Source organism: Sanguibacter sp. 25GB23B1, assembly GCF_040012415.1.
Taxonomy (GTDB): Bacteria; Actinomycetota; Actinomycetes; order Actinomycetales; family Cellulomonadaceae; genus Sanguibacter.
Window position 1 is genome coordinate 50953 of sequence record NZ_JBDYKL010000007.1, and the last position, 18844, is coordinate 69796.

General features: G+C 70.0%; 17 protein-coding genes. 3 read left to right on the forward strand and 14 right to left on the reverse strand.

From position 1 onward, the window contains the following. Window positions 1–29 precede the first annotated feature (29 nt). The 8 genes from leuS to ABKW26_RS06230 all read right to left on the reverse strand — a co-directional run bounded on the left by leuS (window position 30) and on the right by ABKW26_RS06230 (window position 10355). Complete coding sequence (leuS, locus tag ABKW26_RS06195; protein ID WP_348591855.1) at window positions 30–2963, reverse strand: leucine--tRNA ligase; 2934 nt, start codon at window positions 2961–2963, stop codon at window positions 30–32. A gap of 96 nt (window positions 2964–3059) precedes the next feature. Then, window positions 3060–3740: a vitamin K epoxide reductase family protein gene (locus tag ABKW26_RS06200; protein WP_348591857.1), complete on the reverse strand. Its 681-nt coding sequence runs from the start codon at window positions 3738–3740 to the stop codon at window positions 3060–3062. A 42-nt stretch (window positions 3741–3782) separates the two neighbouring features. Continuing rightward, on the reverse strand, window positions 3783–5015 hold the full coding sequence (locus tag ABKW26_RS06205; RefSeq protein WP_348591859.1) for an MFS transporter: 1233 nt from the start codon (window positions 5013–5015) through the stop codon (window positions 3783–3785). Then, complete coding sequence (locus tag ABKW26_RS06210; protein ID WP_348591861.1) at window positions 5012–5704, reverse strand: metal-dependent transcriptional regulator; 693 nt, start codon at window positions 5702–5704, stop codon at window positions 5012–5014. Before ABKW26_RS06210 ends, ABKW26_RS06205 begins: the two co-directional genes overlap by 4 nt. A 14-nt stretch (window positions 5705–5718) precedes the next feature. Then, the gene (locus tag ABKW26_RS06215; protein ID WP_348591862.1) at window positions 5719–6555 is read right to left on the reverse strand and encodes a metal ABC transporter permease; all 837 of its coding nucleotides are present in this window, start codon (window positions 6553–6555) and stop codon (window positions 5719–5721) included. Then, a complete protein-coding gene (locus ABKW26_RS06220; protein ID WP_348591864.1) occupies window positions 6552–7310 on the reverse strand; it encodes a metal ABC transporter ATP-binding protein in 759 nt (252 codons plus the stop codon). The genes ABKW26_RS06215 and ABKW26_RS06220 overlap by 4 nt, the downstream gene beginning before the upstream one ends. After that, the gene (locus tag ABKW26_RS06225) at window positions 7310–8299 is read right to left on the reverse strand and encodes a zinc ABC transporter substrate-binding protein (protein ID WP_348591865.1); all 990 of its coding nucleotides are present in this window, start codon (window positions 8297–8299) and stop codon (window positions 7310–7312) included. The genes ABKW26_RS06220 and ABKW26_RS06225 overlap by 1 nt, the downstream gene beginning before the upstream one ends. Window positions 8300–8366: 67 nt before the next feature. Continuing rightward, on the reverse strand, window positions 8367–10355 hold the full coding sequence (locus ABKW26_RS06230; RefSeq protein WP_348591866.1) for a metallophosphoesterase: 1989 nt from the start codon (window positions 10353–10355) through the stop codon (window positions 8367–8369). Window positions 10356–10497: 142 nt separating this feature from the next. Between ABKW26_RS06230 and ABKW26_RS06235 the strand changes: the two genes are divergently transcribed. Next, window positions 10498–10959, forward strand: a complete 462-nt coding sequence (locus ABKW26_RS06235) for a PPOX class F420-dependent oxidoreductase (protein ID WP_348591868.1) — start codon at window positions 10498–10500, stop codon at window positions 10957–10959. Between the two features lie 64 nt (window positions 10960–11023). Here ABKW26_RS06235 and ABKW26_RS06240 read toward each other — a convergent pair whose 3' ends face one another. Then, on the reverse strand, window positions 11024–11974 hold the full coding sequence (locus ABKW26_RS06240) for a Ku protein (protein ID WP_348591870.1): 951 nt from the start codon (window positions 11972–11974) through the stop codon (window positions 11024–11026). A 79-nt stretch (window positions 11975–12053) separates the two neighbouring features. On the opposite strand from ABKW26_RS06240, the gene ABKW26_RS06245 reads away from it, so the two are divergent. After that, the gene (locus ABKW26_RS06245; RefSeq protein ID WP_348591872.1) at window positions 12054–14633 is read left to right on the forward strand and encodes an ATP-dependent DNA ligase; all 2580 of its coding nucleotides are present in this window, start codon (window positions 12054–12056) and stop codon (window positions 14631–14633) included. Between the two features lie 94 nt (window positions 14634–14727). Continuing rightward, complete coding sequence (gene mqo, locus ABKW26_RS06250) at window positions 14728–16230, forward strand: malate dehydrogenase (quinone) (protein WP_348591874.1); 1503 nt, start codon at window positions 14728–14730, stop codon at window positions 16228–16230. A 225-nt stretch (window positions 16231–16455) separates the two neighbouring features. Here the strand turns inward: mqo and ABKW26_RS06255 are convergent, their stop codons facing one another. From ABKW26_RS06255 to ABKW26_RS06275, 5 genes are all read right to left on the reverse strand, one after another. After that, a complete protein-coding gene (locus ABKW26_RS06255; RefSeq protein WP_348591876.1) occupies window positions 16456–16602 on the reverse strand; it encodes a hypothetical protein in 147 nt (48 codons plus the stop codon). 187 nt (window positions 16603–16789) lie between these two features. Further along, entirely contained in the window at window positions 16790–17068 is a 279-nt protein-coding gene (locus tag ABKW26_RS06260) for a hypothetical protein (RefSeq protein ID WP_348591878.1), read from the reverse strand. 34 nt (window positions 17069–17102) lie between these two features. Beyond that, a complete protein-coding gene (locus ABKW26_RS06265) occupies window positions 17103–17954 on the reverse strand; it encodes a hypothetical protein (protein WP_348591879.1) in 852 nt (283 codons plus the stop codon). Further along, a complete protein-coding gene (locus ABKW26_RS06270; RefSeq protein WP_348591881.1) occupies window positions 17939–18475 on the reverse strand; it encodes a hypothetical protein in 537 nt (178 codons plus the stop codon). The genes ABKW26_RS06265 and ABKW26_RS06270 overlap by 16 nt, the downstream gene beginning before the upstream one ends. Then, window positions 18453–18581: a hypothetical protein gene (locus tag ABKW26_RS06275; protein WP_348591883.1), complete on the reverse strand. Its 129-nt coding sequence runs from the start codon at window positions 18579–18581 to the stop codon at window positions 18453–18455. The genes ABKW26_RS06270 and ABKW26_RS06275 overlap by 23 nt, the downstream gene beginning before the upstream one ends. Window positions 18582–18844 lie beyond the last annotated feature (263 nt).

Sequence of the window (18844 nt, forward strand, 5' to 3'; positions counted from 1 at the left end):
CGGTCCCCCGCACCCGCTGCCGGCCCGTCTCAGGCAGGGACGACGTTGACGAGCTTCGGGGCGCGCACGATGACGGTGCGGATCCCCCGCCCGTCGAGCGCGCGCTGGACGCCCGGGTCCGCCAGGGCGAGCGCGGTGAGGTCCTCGTCGCTGATGCCGGTCGCGACGTCCGCGCGACCGCGGACCTTGCCCTGCACCTGGAAGATGCTCGTCACCGAGTCCTCGACGAGGTACTGCTCGTCCGCCACCGGGTAGGGCTCGTACGCGAGGGGCTCGGGGTGACCGAGCCTCGCCCACAGCTCCTCCGCGACGTGCGGTGCGATCGGCGCCGTCATGAGGACGATCGCCTCGGCCGCCTCGCGCGGCACCGACGACAGCCCCGTGAGGTGGTTGTTGAGCGTGATGAGCTTGGCGATCGCCGTGTTGGCCCGCATGTGCTCCATCTCGACGCGGACGTCGGCGATGGTGTGGTGGAGGAGCCGGCGCGTGGCCGTGTCCGCGGGCTCGTCGCTGACGACGACCTCGCCCGTCTCCTCGGAGACGACGTTGCGCCACAGGCGCTGCAGGAACCGCTGCGAGCCGACGACGGCACGGGTGTCCCACGGCCGCGAGACGTCGAGGGGGCCCATCGACATCTCGTAGACCCGGAACGTGTCGGCGCCGTACGCCTCGTACATCTCGTCGGGGGTCACGACGTTCTTGAGCGACTTGCCCATCTTGCCGTACTCGCGGTTCACCGGGGCGCCGTCGAGCGTGTACGTCACGGTACCGTCCGGGGCGGTCGTCTCCTCGACCGCGGACGCCTCGACGTACTGGCCGCGCTCGTCCGTGTAGGCGTACGCCTGGACGTAGCCCTGGTTGAAGAGCTTGTGGAACGGCTCCACGCTCGAGACGAAACCGAGGTCGAAGAGGACCTTGTGCCAGAAGCGGGCGTAGAGCAGGTGCAGGACCGCGTGCTCGACACCGCCGACGTAGAGGTCGACGCCGCCCGCAGCGCCGGCGGTGGCGTTGTGGTCCGGGCCGAGCCAGTAGGCGTCGAGCGTCGGGTCGACGGGCGCGGTCGCGTCCGGCGAGCTGTTCGTAGGGTCCAGGTAGCGCAGGTAGTACCAGCACGACCCGGCCCAGTTGGGCATCGTGTTCGTGTCCCGGCGGTAGGCGCGCGGCCCGTCTCCGAGGTCGAGAGTCACGTCGACCCAGTCGTCGTTGCGTCCGAGAGGCGGCTCGGGCGACGAGGTGGCGTCGTCCGCCGCGAAGGTCCGCGGCGAGTAGTCGGGCACCTCGGGGAGGTCGACGGGCAGCAGCGCGTCGGGCAGCGCGACCGGCTGGTCGTCGTCGCCGTAGACGATCGGGAACGGCTCGCCCCAGTAGCGCTGGCGGCTGAAGAGCCAGTCCCGCAGCCGGTACGTGATCGTCCCGGCACCGCGGCCGGTCTGCTCGAGCCACGCGATCATCGCGCTCTTCGCCTCAGGGACGGAGAGCCCGTCGAGGCTGATCTCGTCGTTCGCGGAGTTGATGATGGCCCCGTGCCCCGTCCGGGCACCTGGCTCGTCGTCCGACGCCTCGACCGTGTAGACGACCGGCAGCTCGAACGCCTCGGCGAACGCGAAGTCGCGCTCGTCGCCGCCCGGGACGGCCATGATGGCACCGGTGCCGTAGCCCATGAGGACGTAGTCGGCGGTGAAGACCGGGACGAGCGCGCCGTTGACCGGGTTGCTCGCGAAGATGCCGGTGAAGACGCCGGTCTTCTGCTTGGCGTCCGCCTGGCGCTCCACCGCAGTCTTGACGGCGGTCTCGCGGGCATAGGTCGTCACGGCCTCCGTGGGCGTGGCGTAGCCGCCCGTCCAGGCGTCCTTCGTGCCCTCCGGCCACGTGGACGGCACGTGGTCGGCGAGGACCGGGTGCTCGGGTGCGACGACCATGAACGTCGCGCCGAACAGCGTGTCGGGACGCGTCGTGAAGACCTCGATCGTCGCGTCGGCGTCCACGGGGAACCGGACGTGCGCGCCCTCGGACCGGCCGATCCAGTTGCGCTGCATGGCCTTGACCTTGTCCGGCCAGTCGATGCTCTCGAGGTCGTCGACGAGGCGGTCGGCGTAGGCGGTGATCCGCATGTTCCACTGGCGCAGGCTGCGCTGGAACACCGGGAAGTTCCCACGCTCGGAGCGTCCCTCGGAGGTGACCTCCTCGTTGGCCAGCACCGTTCCGAGGCCGGGGCACCAGTTGACCGGCGCGTCGGAGACGTAGGCGAGGCGCTGGTCGTTGACGAGCGCCCGACGCTCGGCCGTCGAGAGCGCGTCCCACGAGCCGCCGGGGACGGGGCGGGCACCCGAGGCGTACTCGTCCTCGAGCTCGGAGATCGGCCGCGCACGTCCGACGCCGCCGTCGGGGCGCGCAGCCGAGTCGTCGTACCAGGAGTTGAAGATGCGCAGGAAGATCCACTGCGTCCAGCGCACGTACTCGGAGTCGGTCGTGGCGAAGGTGCGACGGTCGTCGTACGCCATGCCGAGGCGTCCGAGCTGGCGTCGCATGTTCGTGATGTTGAGGTCCGTGGTGGTCCGCGGGTGCTGGCCCGTCTGCACGGCGTACTGCTCCGCGGGAAGACCGAACGCGTCGAAGCCCAGGGCGTGCAGGACGTTGTCGCCGCACATGCGACGGAAGCGCCCGACGACGTCCGTGGCGATGTACCCGAGCGGGTGCCCCACGTGCAGGCCCGCACCCGAGGGGTACGGGAACATGTCCATGACGAAGAAGCTCGGGCTCGCAGGATCGGCGTGACGGCCCTTCGCGTCGGTCAGCTCCCCGACGGGATTCGCCGCGTGGAAGGTCCCGAGCTCCTGCCAGCGCTCCTGCCAGCGGACCTCGATCTCTGCGGCGAGCGCGGCGGTGTAGCGGAACGACGGTGCGGCGGGTCCCTGCGAGGAGGGACGGGGAGCATCGGTACGGGGAGAATCCTGCGTGGTCACCCGGTCAACTTTACCGTCCGGCAGGTGCCCGGCCGTGCGTCGCGCCCGACGCCCACCCGGCCTCGTCGTCAGGCGCCAGGCCTCGGGCGTCAGCGGTCAGGCGTAGCGCAGGTGGTCGGCGATCGCGGGGCCCATCGCGATGAGCACCCACGCGATGACGACGACGTAGAGCACCACGATGACGATCGACCGGTTGGCCACGAGCAGCGAGCGCAACCGTTCCGGCACGGCGACGAAGCGCTCCTGGACCACGTAGGTCGCCACGTGGACGAACAGGGGGATCACAGCGACCCACACAACCATGCAGTAGGGGCAGAGCTTTCCGAGCACCGACACGGACGTGTGGACGAGGAAGAGGACGAGCCCGAGGGCCGCCACGACCCCGCCGAACAGGGAGAGCCAGTACCACCGCGGGAGCCGGGCGCCCGTGAGGAGGACGACTCCCGTCGTGACGACCACCGGGAACGCCGCGACACCGATGAACGGGTTGGGGAAGCCCAGGAGCGTGCCCTGCCACGAACCCATGGCTGCGGCACAGTCGAGGAAGATGTTGATCGAGCAGCTCGCCACGCGGTCGGGGTCCGCGAGCTTGAGGACCTTCTCGATGCTCAGCGCGAGGGAGGCCGCGAAGCCGACGAGCCCGAGCACGACGAGGGACCAGCCCAGACGGACAGGAGTGAGGAGGTTCTCTGCGCGCGCGGGAACGAGCTCGTCGACGAGGAGGTCGTCGTCCAGCTCGTGGGGTCCGGGGACGGGGTGCGGCCGATCGTCTGTCACGCCAAGCTCCTTCGTGGGTGCGCAGGTGCGCGGTCCACCATGCTAGACGGGCTCGCTGGATGGGGCGTCGAGGATGTCCGCCGAGACGCGGGAGGTGTGCTGGCGACCGAACGCGAGCACGAGGGCAAGACCGACGAGCGTCATCACGACACCGACCCATGCGAGCGACAGGTAGCCCCACGAGGCCGAGATCACGAGGCCGCCCACGAAGGCACCGTTGGCGTTGGCTGCGTTGAGCGACGAGTGGCACAGAGCCGCACCGAGCGAGGGCGCCGCGGGCGAGAGGTCCATGAGGCGCGCCTGGAGTGCGATGCCGAGGATCTGCGACGTGATCCCGATGAGGACGAGCGCGAGGACGGCCGGGACGGGGCTGCGACCCACGAGCGCGAAGAGCGCGAGCGAGACCGCCGTGCTGAGGTAGCCGACATAGGTGGCCCGCATGACGTTGCCGTCGACGAGCCGGCCGCCGACGAGGACGCCGATCGTCATCCCGACGCCGAACACCGCCAGGACGACGGGGACGGTTCCCTCGGACAGACCGGTCACGTACATGAGCGTCGGCTTGACGTACGTGTAGACGATGAAGAGCCCACCGAACCCGATCGCCGAAGCGCCGAACGTGATCCACAGCGGGCCGTTCCGCAGGGCGCCGAGCTCCCGGCGCACGCTGGCGTCCACCGGCGCGGGCGGGTCGGGGAGCAGGAGCAGGAGGAAGGCGACGGTCACGAGACCGAGGACGCCGACGATGACGAAGGTCGCGCGCCAGCCGAGGTTCTGCCCGGCCCACGCCGACAGCGGCACGCCGACGACGTTGGCGACCGTGAGCCCGGCCATCATCATCGCGACAGCATGACCGCGCCGGGCGGCTCCGACGACCGCGGTGCCGAGCACGGCACCGACCCCGAAGAACACCCCGTGCGGCAGCGCGGTGAGGAAGCGCCCGACCAGGAGGAGCTCGAGCGTCGGGGCCCAGGCCGAGAGGAGGTTGCCGAGCGCGTAGGCCGCCATGAGCCACACCGCGAGGATCTTGCGCGGCACACGCGCCGCGAGGACGGTGATGAGCGGCGCGCCGACGACGACGCCCAGGGCGTAGGCGGTGATCGCGTGGCCGGCGGCCGGGATCGTCGTCTCGAGCCCGTCCGCGATGTTCGTGAGGATGCCCATCGTCGCGAACTCGGTCGTCCCGATGGTGAAGCCACCGAGGGCGAGGGCGAGGAGCGCAGCACCGGGCCGGGCGGCCGCGCGCGAGCGCAGGCCGTGCACGACGCCGCTCATGCGAGCGAGATCCACACCGCGTCGGCCGCCCGGAGGCCGAGGTCGGTCCGGCGGCTGCCCTCCGCCTCCTGCACGGGGGCCCACTCGACGGTGACGGTGCCGGCGAAGTCCCGGCGCTCGACCACCCGCACGTGGGCGTCGAGGCCGAAGCCCAGCTCTGCGAAGTAGCGCAGCACCTCCGGGTCGGCGTCCGAGATGCGGGAGACGTGGCCGCTCGCTCCGGCGTCGAGGACCGCGAGGGTCAGTGCGCTCGACACAGGGACGACGCCGTCCGCACCGGGGATCGGGTCTCCGTGCGGGTCCCTGCTCGGGTGGCCGAGGTGGTTGTCGATGCGCTCGACCATGAGGTCGGAGACGGCGTGCTCGAGGACCTCCGCCTCGTCGTGCACCTCGTCCCACGTGTACCCGAGCACGGAGACGAGGAACGTCTCGATGAGGCGGTGGCGTCGCACGATCGTCACGGCGTGCTCGCGTCCCGCGGCCGTGAGCTCGATGCTGCCGTAGCGCGGGTGCTCGAGGAGACCCTGCCCGGTGAGGCGTCGCACCGTCTCGGAGACCGTCGAGGTCCCGACGCCGAGCCGCTCGGCGAGGAGCTTGGTCGTGACCGGCTCGGTGGACCACTCCTGGAGGCTCCAGACGATCTTGAGATAGTCCTGCGCCACGGAGGTCAGGTTGAGGTCGTCGGTCACGCGCCCAGCCTAGGTCACGTCCTGCGCGCCCTGGCGGGGCTGGTCACCGCGTAGGCGGTCGCGAACGCCACACCCTGCGCGAGGACGACCATCCCGGCGCTCGACGTGTCGAGGTGGTAGCTGGCGTACATGCCCGCGAGCGCGCAGACGGCCGCGACAGCTGGGGCGATGACGAACATGCGGGAGATCCGGTCGGTGAGCAGGAAAGCTGTCGCGCCGGGGGTGATGACCATCGCGACGACGAGGATGACGCCGACGGCCTGGATCGCGACGACGACGGTCACGGCCAGCGCGGCGAGGAGCAGGGCACGCAGCCGTCGCGGGGACAGCCCGATCGCGTGGGCGTGCACGGGGTCGAAGGCGAGGAGCGTGAGGTCGCGCCGCTTGAGCAGCAGGACGGCGGCGGTGAGCACACCGAGCACGACGACCTGCCAGATCTCGGCGTCGGTCACGCCGAGGAGGTTGCCGAAGAGGATGTGGGTGAGGTCGACCTGGCTCGGGACGACGGAGATGAGGACGAGCCCGAGCGCGAAGAGCGTGGTGAAGATCACGCCGATGACGGCGTCCTCCTTGAGCCTTGTCGTGTCGCGGACCGTACCGATGAGGACGACCGCTCCGAGACCGAAGACGAGCGCGCCGATCGCGAACGGAGCACCGACGACGTAGGACAGCACGACGCCGGGCAGGACGGCGTGCGACACGGCGTCCCCGAGGAGCGACCAGCCGATGAGGACGAGCCAGCAGCTGAGGAGGGCGCAGACGACGCTCGCGACGACCGTCACGAGGAGCGAGCGCTGCATGAACTCGTAGGCGAAGGGGTCGGTGAACCACGCCACCACCTGCTCGGTCATCGCAGGTCCTCCCCGCCGAAGGCGAGCGCGAGGTTGTCCGCGGTGAGCACCTCGGCGGGCGTCCCGCTCGCGAGGACCCGGTGGTGGAGGAGGACTGCACGGTCGGCGAGCGTGGGCAGCGCGGCGAGGTCGTGCGTGGAGACGAGCACCGCTCCCCCGCGCGCCGTCAGCCCGCGCAGCACGCGGACGATGAGCGCCTCGGAGCGTTTGTCCACGCCGGAGAAGGGTTCGTCGAGGAGGAGCACCTGAGCGTCCTGCGCGAGGCCGCGGGCGACGAAGACGCGTCGGCGCTGCCCACCGGAGAGCCGGCCGATGCGACGGTCGGCGAGGTCGGCCAGCTCGACCTGGCCGAGGGCGTCGTCCACCGCTGCCCTGTCGGCACGGCCGGGTCGCCGCGTGGTGCCGAGGCGTCCGTACCGCCCCATGCCCACGACGTCCCGGACGGAGAGGGGAAAGTCCTCGTCGATGTCCTCCGCCTGGGGCACGTAGCCGACGAGCCCGGTGCGCCGCGCGCGCTCCGGCGTGAGGCCGAGGATCTGCAGCGTTCCGCTCGACGGCGCCAGGATGCCCATGAGTGCCTTGAGGATCGTCGACTTGCCCGCACCGTTCACGCCGATGAGCCCGGTGATCTCGCCGGTGGTCACCTGGAGGAAGGCGCCGTCGAGAGCGGGGCTCGCGGCCCCCGGGTAGCTGTAGGTCACGTCCTGCACCGTGACGGCGTCCGCCGTCGTGGTGACCCATGCGGAGTCGTGCATCAGGATCCTTCCGTGGTGGGGTCGGTCGTCGCGGTCCGGGTGAGGCCGTCGACGACGAGCTGGGCGTCGTAGCGCAGGAGGTCCAGGTACGTGGGGACGGGACCGTCCGCTGCCGAGAGGGAGTCGACGTACAGCGCACCGCCGTAGTGCGCACCCGACTCGCGCGCCACCTGCTTCTGCGCGTTCGCAGAGACCGTGGACTCGCAGAACACTGCCGGGACGTCGCGGGCACGGATCGCGTCGATCGCGTCCTCGAGCCGGTGGGGGGTGGCCTGCTGCTCGGCGTTGACCGGCCAGAGGTACACCTCGGCGAGACCGGCGTCCCGGGCCAGGTAGGAGAAGGCGCCCTCGCAGGTCGCCAGCACCCGTGCCTTCTCGGGAATCTGTGCGAGCGACTCGGTGAGCGTGTCCGCGAGCGCGACGAGCTCGTCGGCGTAGGCCTGCGCCCGGGACTCGTACGCCACGGCGTGGGCGGGGTCGGCGGCGGCGAAGGCGCGTCCGATGTTCAGGGCGTACTGCGCCCCGACGGTCGGGGACATCCACGCGTGGGGGTTGACCGGTGCTCCCTCGTGGGGCTCGGATCCGTCCTCGCCGGCGATGGGGATGGTCTCGACCCCGGCCGAGATCGTCGCGTGCGGCACGTCGAGCCGTGCGGTGAAGTCGGCGAACCATGCTTCGAGGCCGAGGCCGTTCTCGAGGATGAGGTCGGCGTCTGCGGCCCGGCGCAGGTCGTCGGGCGTGGGCTCGTACCCGTGGATCTCGGCGCCGACCTTGGTGATCGACTCGACGTAGACGTCCTCGCCCCCGACGACGCGTGCCATGTCCGCGACGACCGTGAACGTCGTCAGCACGAGGAGCCGGTCGCCCGCGAGCTCGCGCGGGGACGGCTCGGGTGGGCCGCAGCCGACGAGCGCCACGGCGCCGAGGAGAGCTGCGAGCGTCGCCACCGCCCGCCGCACACCGGGTGTGCGAAACAAAAAGTTTGGCATACCGAACTTTCTCACCGTGCGGCGTCCGTGTCCACCCGGCGCGGACGAGCAGCGTGCAGCGACGCCGTCAGCCCGCGTCGGGCAGAGCGTCCTCCGGCTGCGCGTCGTCGGGCTGAGCGTCGTCGGGCTGCGCGTCGGCGTCCGCCCCTTCCGTGGACAGCACCGCGACTGGACGCGGCACCGTCACGCGCGCACCCACCGACGCCGATGCGTCCGGGCGGACCTGGACCACCTGGTAGTCGAGCATGGTCCGCGTCGAGAGATCGAAGCGGAAGACCGTCATCTCGGCGGCGCCGTTGAGCGGTCCGACCGTCGCCTGCCCCTCGACGGAACCCGCGGTGGACGAGCTGATGTACCGCATGCCCTCACCCACCTGCAGAGGCCCCGAGCGGCGGTGCAGGTGCCCCGAGATCTGGAACGGGACGCAGCCCGACTCCATGACCGCCTCGCCCACGCGCGGCGTGTGGATAAGCAGGAGGTCGACCGGTTCCCGCTCACGGCAGGCAACGTCACGCAGCCGCTCGCCTGTCTCCAGGTAGGTCTCCCCCGAGACCGAGGTGGACCCTTGGCCGATGCGGGTCTCGTTGGGGTCGCTGTCCCCGAGGATCCGGACGCCCGCAACCTCGACGACGGAGCCGTCGAGCACGGTCACGCCCGCGTCCCTCGCCTGGTCGGAGGTGAGCGCGCTGTCGTGGTTCCCGTCCGCCTGGACCATCCGTGCGCCGTCGGGCACCGCGCCGGCGAAGGACTCGACGCAGAACCGCTCGACCGACGTCCCGTTGATGGTCGTGTCTCCGCCGTTGAGCAGGACGTCGGCGCCGGACATCGTGGCGAGCGAGCGGATGAGCGGCGACATCCCGGTGTTGCAGTGGAGGTCCGAGACCACGAGCAGCGTGACGATGTCGTCGTCGTCCTCGGTCGGTGGTGTCGCCTGCGCCGTCTCGTCTGCTGTCGGTTCGTCGTCGGGTGCCGGGTCGGTCGTCGTCTGCGCCGTCGAGCCCGACGGTGTGTCGGTCGGGGCACCAGAGGGTGCGGTCTGCGCCTCGTCCGCCGCGTCGCCTCCCGTCCCTCCCACTGCCAACTCTCCTTCCGCCGTCGCGTCGCTCGTTTCGTCGTCCTCGTCGGCTGCGGTGTCCTGGTCGCTCTCGGGCTGTGGGAGGTTGCGGCGCAGGAGCGCCTCGTCCGCCTCAGCGTGCTCGGTGCGGGCCTGCCAGGCCACGGAGAGGTTGTGGTCAGCCTCGGCGTAGAAGTCTTCGTTGTCGCGGTAGACGCCGACGAGCTGCCCGCCGTACGTGTCGATGACGCCCGAGAGTCTGCCGGTGATCCGGGCTCCTTCGAGAGCGGTTCCCTCGAAGAGCTCGGAGGCCTCGGCCCCCACCTCGTCGAGCCGCGTCGTCGCCCGCTCCACGAGGACGACGCCGCCCACCATCGCTCCCACGAGGACGGCGGCGGTCAGCCCCCACGTGTGACGCGTCGCCACCGCGCCGAGCTCGCGGCGACGCGGACCGCCCAGCACGAGGTAGCCGAGCACCCCCACCGCGACGAGCACGAGGAGGGCGGCGACGGTCCGCCGGACCGCCTCCTCGACGAGTGCACCGGCCACGAACGAGACCGTCTCGTCAGGGCCGGCGAAGAACTGCAGGTACCCCTCGACGTCGGTGGCCAGGGCGTCGAGGGTCGAGGCGGAGTCCACCGCGACGAGGTCGTTGGGGATCTCCTCGATCGTCACCGTGGCCCCGAGACCGAGCGGCAACGGCGACTGGAGCTGGACGGTACCGAGCGGGCCGAGGTCCACGGTGAGGATCGCGTTCGTCGTCACCTCGTACCGCGCGTTGTGCGGGCCGAGGCTCGCCTCGGTCGACGCGGTGGTGACACCGAAGAAGGTGCTGGACAGCACAGCCAGCAGCCCGACCATCGTCCAGCGGACCCACCGCGGTGGCAGCGCCCAGCGGCGACGCCAGACGGGGTGGTTCCGGACGGCGCCGACCCAGGACAGCCGCTTCTCTGCCGGGAGCTCTCGTCCGGAGTCCTCGTGCTCGTCCGGTCCGGTCGTCACTGGTTCAGCCTCCGGCCGCGTCGATGATGGTGGCTCTGGCGAGCCGCAAAACGTCGTGATCGTATCGCGGCTGCCGCGTCGTCTCCGTGCGAGAGCCTCGGCCGCGGTTGCTGCGGCCGGCTCGCCGAGGCACGCTCGGTGCATGCCTCGAACCATCGCGACCGCCCGACGTCCCACCCGTGACGAGCTCCTCGAGTTCTGCCGGCCCCGCCACCACGCGGTCCTCACCACCTTTCGTCGTGACGGGAGCCTCCAGACGTCGCCGGTGGCCTGCGGCGTCGACGCCGTGGGCCGCATCGTCGTGTCGACGTATCCCGACCGGGCCAAGGCGGTGAACGCCCGGCGTGACCCCCGGGTCTCGCTGTGCATCCTGTCCGACGACTGGGACGGTGCCTACGTCCAGGTCGACGGGACGGCTGAGGTTCTCGACATGCCTGAGGCGCTCGACCCGCTCGTCGAGTACTTCCGGGTCATCGCGGGCGAGCACCCGGACTGGGACGAGTACCGGGCCGCGATGGTGCGGCAGGACAAGACGATCATCCGCGTGACGGTCGACAGGTGGGGTCCGGTCGCGACGGGTGGGTTCCCGGCACGGCTCGCCTGAGCCCCACGCAGCTCGGCTGCCCCCGGAGCGGAGCGAGCACGACGGAGCGGAGCGAGCACGACGTTCAGGCGCGCTGCTTCTCCCGCGCGGGCGCCTCGTCGTCCGACGACGTGGCGGGCTTCTTGCGGCTCGTGGAGGTCGAGGAATCTCCCTTCTTCGACGGCTTCTTCTTCGACGCGGCGCCCTTCGACGCGCCCTTGGTCGACCCGCCCGCCGTGCCGCGGGACCGCTCGACGCTGCGGCGCAGCACCTCCATGAGGTCGACGACCTCCGCGTCCTCGCCTTCCTCCTCGTCGTCTGCGGTGGTCTCGCCGAAGGTCGCCGCCGTGTCGAGCGCGTCACCCTCCTTGAGCTTCGCGTCGATGAGGATCTGCAGCTGCTCCTGGTACTCGTCCGTGAACTTCTCGGGCGTGAAGTCGCTCTCGAAGCTCTCGACGAGAGCGGCGGACATCTCGAGCTCCTTCGCCGTGATCTTGACCTTCTCGTCGAGCGACGGGAAGGTCGCCTCGCGGACCTCGTCGTCCCAGCGCAGCGCCTGGAGGGTGAGCACGTCGCCGCGGACGCGCAGCGCTCCGAGCCGCGAGCGCTGGCGGAGGGAGAAGTTGACGATCGCGACGCGGTCGCTCTCCTCGAGCGTGCGCAGGAGCAGTGCGTAGGACTTGATCGACGTCGAGTCCGGCTCGAGGTAGTAGGCGTGCTCGTACATGATCGGGTCGATCTGCTCGGCGGGGACGAACTCGACGACGTCGATCTCCCGGCTGCGCTCGACGGGGAGCGCCTCGAGGTCCTCCGGGGTGAGCACGACGGTGCGCTCGCCGTCGTCGTACGCCTTGTCGATGTGTGCGTAGTCGACGACCTTGCCGCAGATCTCGCACTTGCGCTGGTAACGGATGCGCCCGCCGTCGGCGTCGTGGACCTGGTGCAGGCCGATGTCGTGGTCCTCGGTCGCGCTGTAGAGCTTGACCGGCACGTTGACCAGACCGAAGGTGATCGCGCCCTTCCAGATGGCTCGCATCCGTCCATCATCACCCGAGGTGCCGTGACGCGCACCCGTGGCGATGATGGGTCCACCAGCAGGGGACGAGGAGCAGACCATGCCTGCACGTGGCGCCACCAGGGACGTCGTCGTCGTCGACGGTCACCGGATCACGCTGACGAACCTCGGCAAGGTCCTCTATCCCGCGACGGGGACGACGAAGGCCGACGTCCTTGCCTATCTCGCTGCCGTCTCCGGACCGCTCGTCACGCACGCTGCCCACCGGCCGGCGACGCGCAAGCGGTGGGTGCACGGGACGGGTGGCGACGTGTTCTTCCAGAAGAACCTCGACGACTCGACGCCGTCCTGGGTGCACCGGCGCGAGATCGCGCACTCGGATCACGTGAACACGTACCCGCTCGTCGACGACCTGGCGACGCTCACGTGGCTCGGGCAGATCGCGGCGCTGGAGATCCACGTCCCGCAGTGGCGCTTCGGCCGGACGGGCAAGGAGCACCTCCCGGACCGGCTCGTGCTCGACCTCGACCCGGGTCCGGGGACAGGGCTCGCGGAGTGCGCGGAGGTGGCGCGGTGGGCGCGGGAGATCCTCGTCGACATGGGGCTCGAGCCGTTCCCGGTGACGAGCGGGTCGAAGGGCATCCACCTGTACGCGGCGCTCGACGGGACGAACGACTCGGCGGCTGTCAGCGCGGTGGCCCACGAGCTCGCCCGCGCGCTCGAGGCCGACCATCCCGACCTCGTCGTGAGCGACATGAAGAAGTCGCTGCGGGACGGCAAGGTGCTCGTCGACTGGTCCCAGAACAGCCGGAACAAGACGACGATCGCGCCCTACTCGCTGCGTGGCCGCGACCGGCCGACGGTCGCCGCCCCGCGGACGTGGGAGGAGCTCGACGCACCCGGTCTGGGGCAGCTGGAGCTGGACGAGGTGGCCGAGCGCGTCGCGCGCGACGGCGACCACCTCGCCGGTCTCGCGGTCGGTGGCCGCGCGAGCCTCGAGCCGACGGCGGAGCGGATGGCGACGTTCGACCGGCTGTCGGTGTACCGGTCCAAGCGTGACGCGTCGAAGACGCCCGAGCCGGTCCCGGAGGCCGACGGTGGTGCGACGGACAGCGCTCGCGTGCGGGAGACGGACGACGCCGCGGCCGACGGCGCCCCGACCTACGTCATCCAGGAGCACCACGCCCGGCGTCTGCACTTCGACTTCCGTCTGGAGCACGACGGCGTGCTCGTCAGCTGGGCACTGCCGAAGGGCGAGCCGGACGACCCGAAGCGCAACCACCTCGCGGTCCAGACCGAGGACCACCCGATCGAGTACGGGACCTTCGAGGGCACCATCCCGAAGGGCGAGTACGGCGCCGGCGAGGTGACGATCTGGGACGCGGGCACGTACGAGCTCCACAAGTGGCGCGAGGGCGAAGAGGTGATCGTCACGCTGCACTCCGCGGTCCGCACCGGAGCGGCGGGCGAGACCGGTCCGGTCAGCCGCAAGGTCGCGCTCATCCACACGGGCAAGGGTGACGACGCGTCGACGTGGCTCATCCACCTCATGGCGAGCGACCCCGCCGGATCGCACGCGTCCGGCACGCACCCGTCCGACGACCACGCCGAGCCGGGGGGCACGAAGCCCACGTCCGACCGTGCTCACGCTGAGCCAGCGAAGTCCTCCGCGCCTACCCCGCCGTCACGACCGACCTCCCCGTTGACGCCGATGCTCGCTACACCGGGCTCGACGGACGACCTCGACGGGGACGAGGACTGGGCGTTCGAGATGAAGTGGGACGGCATCCGGACGCTCGCGACGATCAGCGCCGGCGAGGTGCGCCTCGTGAGCCGCAACGGTGTCGACCTCACGGCGACCTACCCCGAGCTGGCCGAGCTCGCGGCCTGCGTCGAGGGCGACGCGGTGCTCGACGGCGAGATCGTGGCCCTGACCCGCGCCGGTCGGCCGGACTTCGGCCGCCTGCAGATCCGGATGAACCTGTCGAAGGAGCGGGAGGTCGCGAAGGCCCGGGCGAAGCAGCCGGTGGACCTCATGCTCTTCGACGTCCTCGAGCGCGACGGTCACCGGCTCACGAAGCAGACCTACGACGAGCGCCGCCGCGCCCTCGCAGAGATCGTCACGGAGAGCGGGCGCATCCACGTCCCACCGGCGTTCGAGTCCGAGCACGGCTCCGGTGTCCGCTCGGCCGCGGCGGAGGCGATGGAGGCGAGCGAGAAGCTCGGGCTCGAGGGCGTGGTGGCGAAGCGACGGGACAGCACCTACCGGCCCGGGCGGCGGGCGAGCGCGTGGGTGAAGATCAAGCACGTGCGGACGCAGGAAGTGGTGGTCGTGGGGTGGCGGCCGGGGCGCGGTACCCGCGCGTCGACCGTGGGGTCGTTGCTCGTCGCCGTGCCACGCACTGACGGAGAGCTCGGCTATGCCGGGCGGGTCGGCACCGGCTTCAGCGAGAAGGAGCTCGCCCGGCTGACGGCCGAGCTCGCGCGCGCAGAGCGCGCCACTCCCCCGGTCGACGACGTGCCGCGCGCCGAGGCGAGCGACGCGCACTGGGTCTCTCCGACGCGCGTCGGTGAGGTCGCGTTCGGCGAGTGGACCGAGACCGGCCGGCTGCGCCATCCCGTGTGGCGCGGGTGGCGGCCGGACATGTCCCCCGGGGACGTCCGAAGGGAGCAGTCCTGAGAGCGCGGGACCTTTGGATCTTCCCTACAACGCTCGGCCGTGATATTGGTCACTTGCCGCTACTCCGCGGCTCGATGCGTCTTAGCATCGCTGGGTGGCTTACCGCGAGAGTGACACCCAGAACCCGGTCGACGTCGTCCTCGTCGGCGGTGGCATCATGAGCGCGACGCTCGGCTCGATCCTCCGTCTGCTCGAGCCCACGTGGTCCATCCGGATCTACGAACGCCTCGGCGCCGTGGCCCAGGAGAGCTCGAACCCGTGGAACAACGCGGGCACCGGGCACGCGGCCCTGTGCGAGCTCAACTACACGCCGGTGCGCGCCGACGGATCCGTCGACATCACCAAGGCTGTGACGATCAACGAGCAGTTCCAGATCTCTCGCGAGTTCTGGCAGCACCTCACCTCCGCGGGCCTGCTCCCCCGGCCGCAGGGCTTCATCAGCTCGACGCCGCACATGACGTTCGTCCGCGGGGCCGAGAACGTCGAGTACCTGCGCAAGCGCCACGCCGCGCTCACCGCTCACCCGCTGTTCAGCGACCTCGAGTTCTCCGACGACCCGTCCGTCATCGGCGAGTGGGCGCCGTTGCTCCTCGCCGAACGCGACACGGCCGAGCCGATCGCTGCGACGCGCGCGACCGACGGGACCGACGTCGACTTCGGTGCGCTGACGCGCCAGCTCACGGACTACCTCGTCTCGACGGGTGTCCAGCTGTACCTCGAGCACGAGATCACCGCGCTCAGCCAGCGCAAGGACGGCTCGTGGCGCCTCAAGGTCGCCGACCGCGGCTGGAACGCCCGCGACGTACGCAGCGAGGTCGACGCCCGGTTCGTCTTCATCGGCGCCGGCGGCGGGGCGCTCCCCCTCCTCCAGAAGTCGGGCATCCCCGAGATCAAGGGCTACGGCGGCTTCCCGATCAGCGGCGTGTTCCTGCGGACCACGAACCCGGAGATCGTCGCCCAGCACCAGGCGAAGGTCTACGGCAAGGCGGACGTCGGCTCGCCGCCCATGTCCGTGCCGCACCTCGACACGCGCGTGGTCGACGGAGAGACCTCGCTCCTCTTCGGCCCGTACGCCGGGTTCAGCACGAAGTTCCTCAAGAACGGCTCGCTGCTCGACCTCTTCCGGTCGATCCGCCCGGCGAACATCCTCACGATGATCACGGTCGCGAAGGACAACTGGGACCTCACCGCGTACCTCGTGCGCGAGGTGACGAAATCCAAGTGGGCGAAGTTCCGGTCGCTGCGCGACTTCATGCCGACGGCCGACCCCAAGGACTGGGAGTTCATCACCGCGGGCCAGCGCGTCCAGGTCATGAAGAACAAGCCGGGCAAGCTCTCAGGCGTCCTCGAGTTCGGCACGGAGCTCGTGACTTCTGCCGACGGGTCGATCGCCGGCCTCCTCGGTGCGTCACCGGGCGCCTCCACGGCCGTCCCCGCGATGATCGACCTCCTCGAGCGCTGCTTCCCCGACCGCTTCACCGGCTGGCGCCGCGACCTCGGTGTCATGCTGCCGAGCCTCGACCTCGCCGACTGGGACTCCGAGAGCGAGCTCGCCCAGCTCGAGTCCGACGACGCGGACTTCCAGCACACGGTCTGACGTCTCGGCCGTTGCCTCGCTTTCCGTGAGGTCAGGTGCGAGGGCTACTTCCACGCACCGACTTTCCACGCGCACCAGAACGCTGCGGCAAGCAGAAGAGCGAATGGAACGTAGAGCCACGGGTATCTCTCGACAAAGAAGTACTGCAAGACCGAGAGCGGAATGTTGAAGCCGATCACGATCCCGATCAGTTTCAGACCACGACTCCCAAGCTCTGGGTCGACCTCACTCGGCACCGACAGCACCAGCGCCGCCCTTGCCCGAGACGGCGTCCACGACCTGATCCCACTCTTCTGAATCTCTGAGGGCCCCGGTCGGCTCGATCTCGTTCTCGTCGAAACTGAAGACCTGGCCGTAGCTGTCGAGCCACACGGCGTAGACGATCTGTCCGCTCTCCGGATCGATCCCTCGTAGACGTCGAGAACGGAACCCAGGTCACCGGCGCGACAACCACCTCTCGGGACCTGGACCCGGACCTCGATGTTCTCTGCGTACCTCGGTTCAGGTTCGAGCTCAGCTCTCGGCACCACGCTTCCTACGCCACGGTGGTCGATCGCCATCATGACTCCTCCTCTCTCCTGATATCCACCAGATCTTCGACGGCACCCCTGAGCGCCTCGTCATCGAGATGGTCGAGGTCGTCGAGACCTTCAAGCAAGCTGAACAGGCAACCCAGCGCGTCGCTGCGAGCATCGTTCTTCCGGGGCGCCTGCGTTCCCCACAGGTCGAAGAACACAAGGGCGAACGACCTCCCGTCCAGATCCCCGTGAAGAAACCTCCTGATCACGCGGCCGTAGATGTCGTTGGTGTCGTCCTGCCACCGTCTTGACCACCTCACCTGAGAGTCCTGACTCCTCGATCCGCCCACCCGGTCATGCGCGACGTTCTTCCCGAGTGAACCAGACGCTCCGAGCTTCGATCAGGAGGTCGAAGGCGCCGACGATGACAAGGAACCGGCCACCGAGCGATCCGGGACGGCGCGGCAGGAGGGTGACCTCGTCGAAGCCGTCCATCCCCATCGAGGGCGGGGGCCACGACTCTTCGATCGCCGAGATGCCGTCATACCTGTCGGGCTGGACGAAGACGTCGGTGACGAGATCGAAGCGCAACCGTGCCGACCCTGACCCGTCATCCCGCACGAACCCAATATCGACCCGCCCATGAGTGATGTCGATCGTGAACGAGCCCACCACGTACAGCTCCTCGACCTCGATCCATCCGGCACCGATGGTGAACGTGGTATTCCAACCAGGCGAGAAGGGCGCAAGCCCGGTGTAGAGCACCTCTCCGGGACGGCACAGCTCCAGCCGCTCTGCGAAGCGTTCAGGGACCGCATCCTCCACGCCCGCCCCAGGTTCGCAGGTCGAGACCTGAACGCTGTCAGCCGTGATCTCGACGTCAAACACGTCGAGGACGAGCGTCGCAGTGCCGCTCTCCGGGCGGTCCAGGCCGTCACGGCGGAGGGTCACAGCGGCCACGACCCCTTCTGCTGTCATGAGATCCGCCTGGTCCCCCAGGTGGTCCTCGCGCTCGGGATCGAAGACGATCCGTCTGAGACCTGTGACGTCGAGCCGCCGGCGGCCTTCTCCACCGTCGTGGACAACCGCCGTGAACGACAGCGGGCGCGCTCCCACAGTGATGCGCTCGACGACGCTGCCGCGCAACAGGCTGTCCAGAGCCTCGCTGGCTGTGGCACCTGGTCCGCTCATCACGATCTGCGCCACCTCGATCGCAGGGACCATCGACGGTGCACCTCCACCGGTGGGCTGAGCACGAGATCCTCGATACCGACGAGGCCGGCCCAGAAGAGTGCGTTCCTGCGGTCCTCGACGGTCAGGGGCATCTGACCGATCCTCGCCAGCGCGGTGGCGCGATACTCGGGCAGCCCGGACTTCTTGGCGACGCTCCATGCATCCTGGACCCATCCGAGCGGCGCCGGCTTCATGTTCGACGGCGGGACCCGTTCAGCCAACAGGAACTCGCAGAGCGCGGACGGGTCCGAGCATGCGTCGATGAACGGCACGGTGACGCGCTCGAAGTCCTCGACGATGACTCCCGGCCACCCCTGGACCTCCGGCGTGTAGCTGAACGACGCCCACGCCGCCCCGCGTTCGATCTCGGAGACCGCACGCGCCTGAGAGAACGAGTACAACCAGCCCTCGTCCTCGTCGTCCCCCGTCCAGCAGTCCACGCTGACCGTCCGCACCCGCTGGAGCCGGTTCTCAGGATTCAGCCACACGGTCATGCCGATCCCACTGCTCGACGACCGTCGGAAGACCTTTCTTCGACCGTTCGAAACCCCGAACCGCCAGCATCGGCGAAATCTCGTCCTGCAGGATCATCTTCGTCATGGGCGTACCTTCCTCGGATCCAAGAGGACGGCGAGCAGTCCTCGGCGAGGATCTCCCGCGCGATGGCGAAGCGCAGCCTTCCCGTGCGCCGGGTGTGACGGAATCTACTCACTCGGCGGACAGACGGGCAAGGTTGAAGACGTGCATCTGACCTGCAGAGTTACTCTCGTGTGCGTGAGCGCTGGGGCACCGCCTGCCCGACTCGCCGAACCACACCCCCGGCGAGCGGCTCCGCCCCGCGCTTTCAGCAGCCTCCCCGAGGA

Excerpts from the sequence above, each read along its gene's own strand:
- ABKW26_RS06220 (WP_348591864.1), bottom strand. The coding sequence starts at position 7,310 with ATGCACGACTCCGCATGGGTCACCACGACGGCGGACGCCGTCACGGTG.
- ABKW26_RS06275 (WP_348591883.1), bottom strand. The coding sequence starts at position 18,581 with ATGACGAAGATGATCCTGCAGGACGAGATTTCGCCGATGCTGGCGGTT.
- ABKW26_RS06235 (WP_348591868.1), top strand. The coding sequence starts at position 10,498 with ATGCCTCGAACCATCGCGACCGCCCGACGTCCCACCCGTGACGAGCTC.
- ABKW26_RS06215 (WP_348591862.1), bottom strand. The coding sequence starts at position 6,555 with ATGACCGAGCAGGTGGTGGCGTGGTTCACCGACCCCTTCGCCTACGAG.
- ABKW26_RS06245 (WP_348591872.1), top strand. The coding sequence starts at position 12,054 with ATGCCTGCACGTGGCGCCACCAGGGACGTCGTCGTCGTCGACGGTCAC.
- ABKW26_RS06270 (WP_348591881.1), bottom strand. The coding sequence starts at position 18,475 with ATGACCGTGTGGCTGAATCCTGAGAACCGGCTCCAGCGGGTGCGGACG.
- ABKW26_RS06205 (WP_348591859.1), bottom strand. The coding sequence starts at position 5,015 with ATGAGCGGCGTCGTGCACGGCCTGCGCTCGCGCGCGGCCGCCCGGCCC.
- ABKW26_RS06240 (WP_348591870.1), bottom strand. The coding sequence starts at position 11,974 with ATGCGAGCCATCTGGAAGGGCGCGATCACCTTCGGTCTGGTCAACGTG.
- ABKW26_RS06225 (WP_348591865.1), bottom strand. The coding sequence starts at position 8,299 with ATGCCAAACTTTTTGTTTCGCACACCCGGTGTGCGGCGGGCGGTGGCG.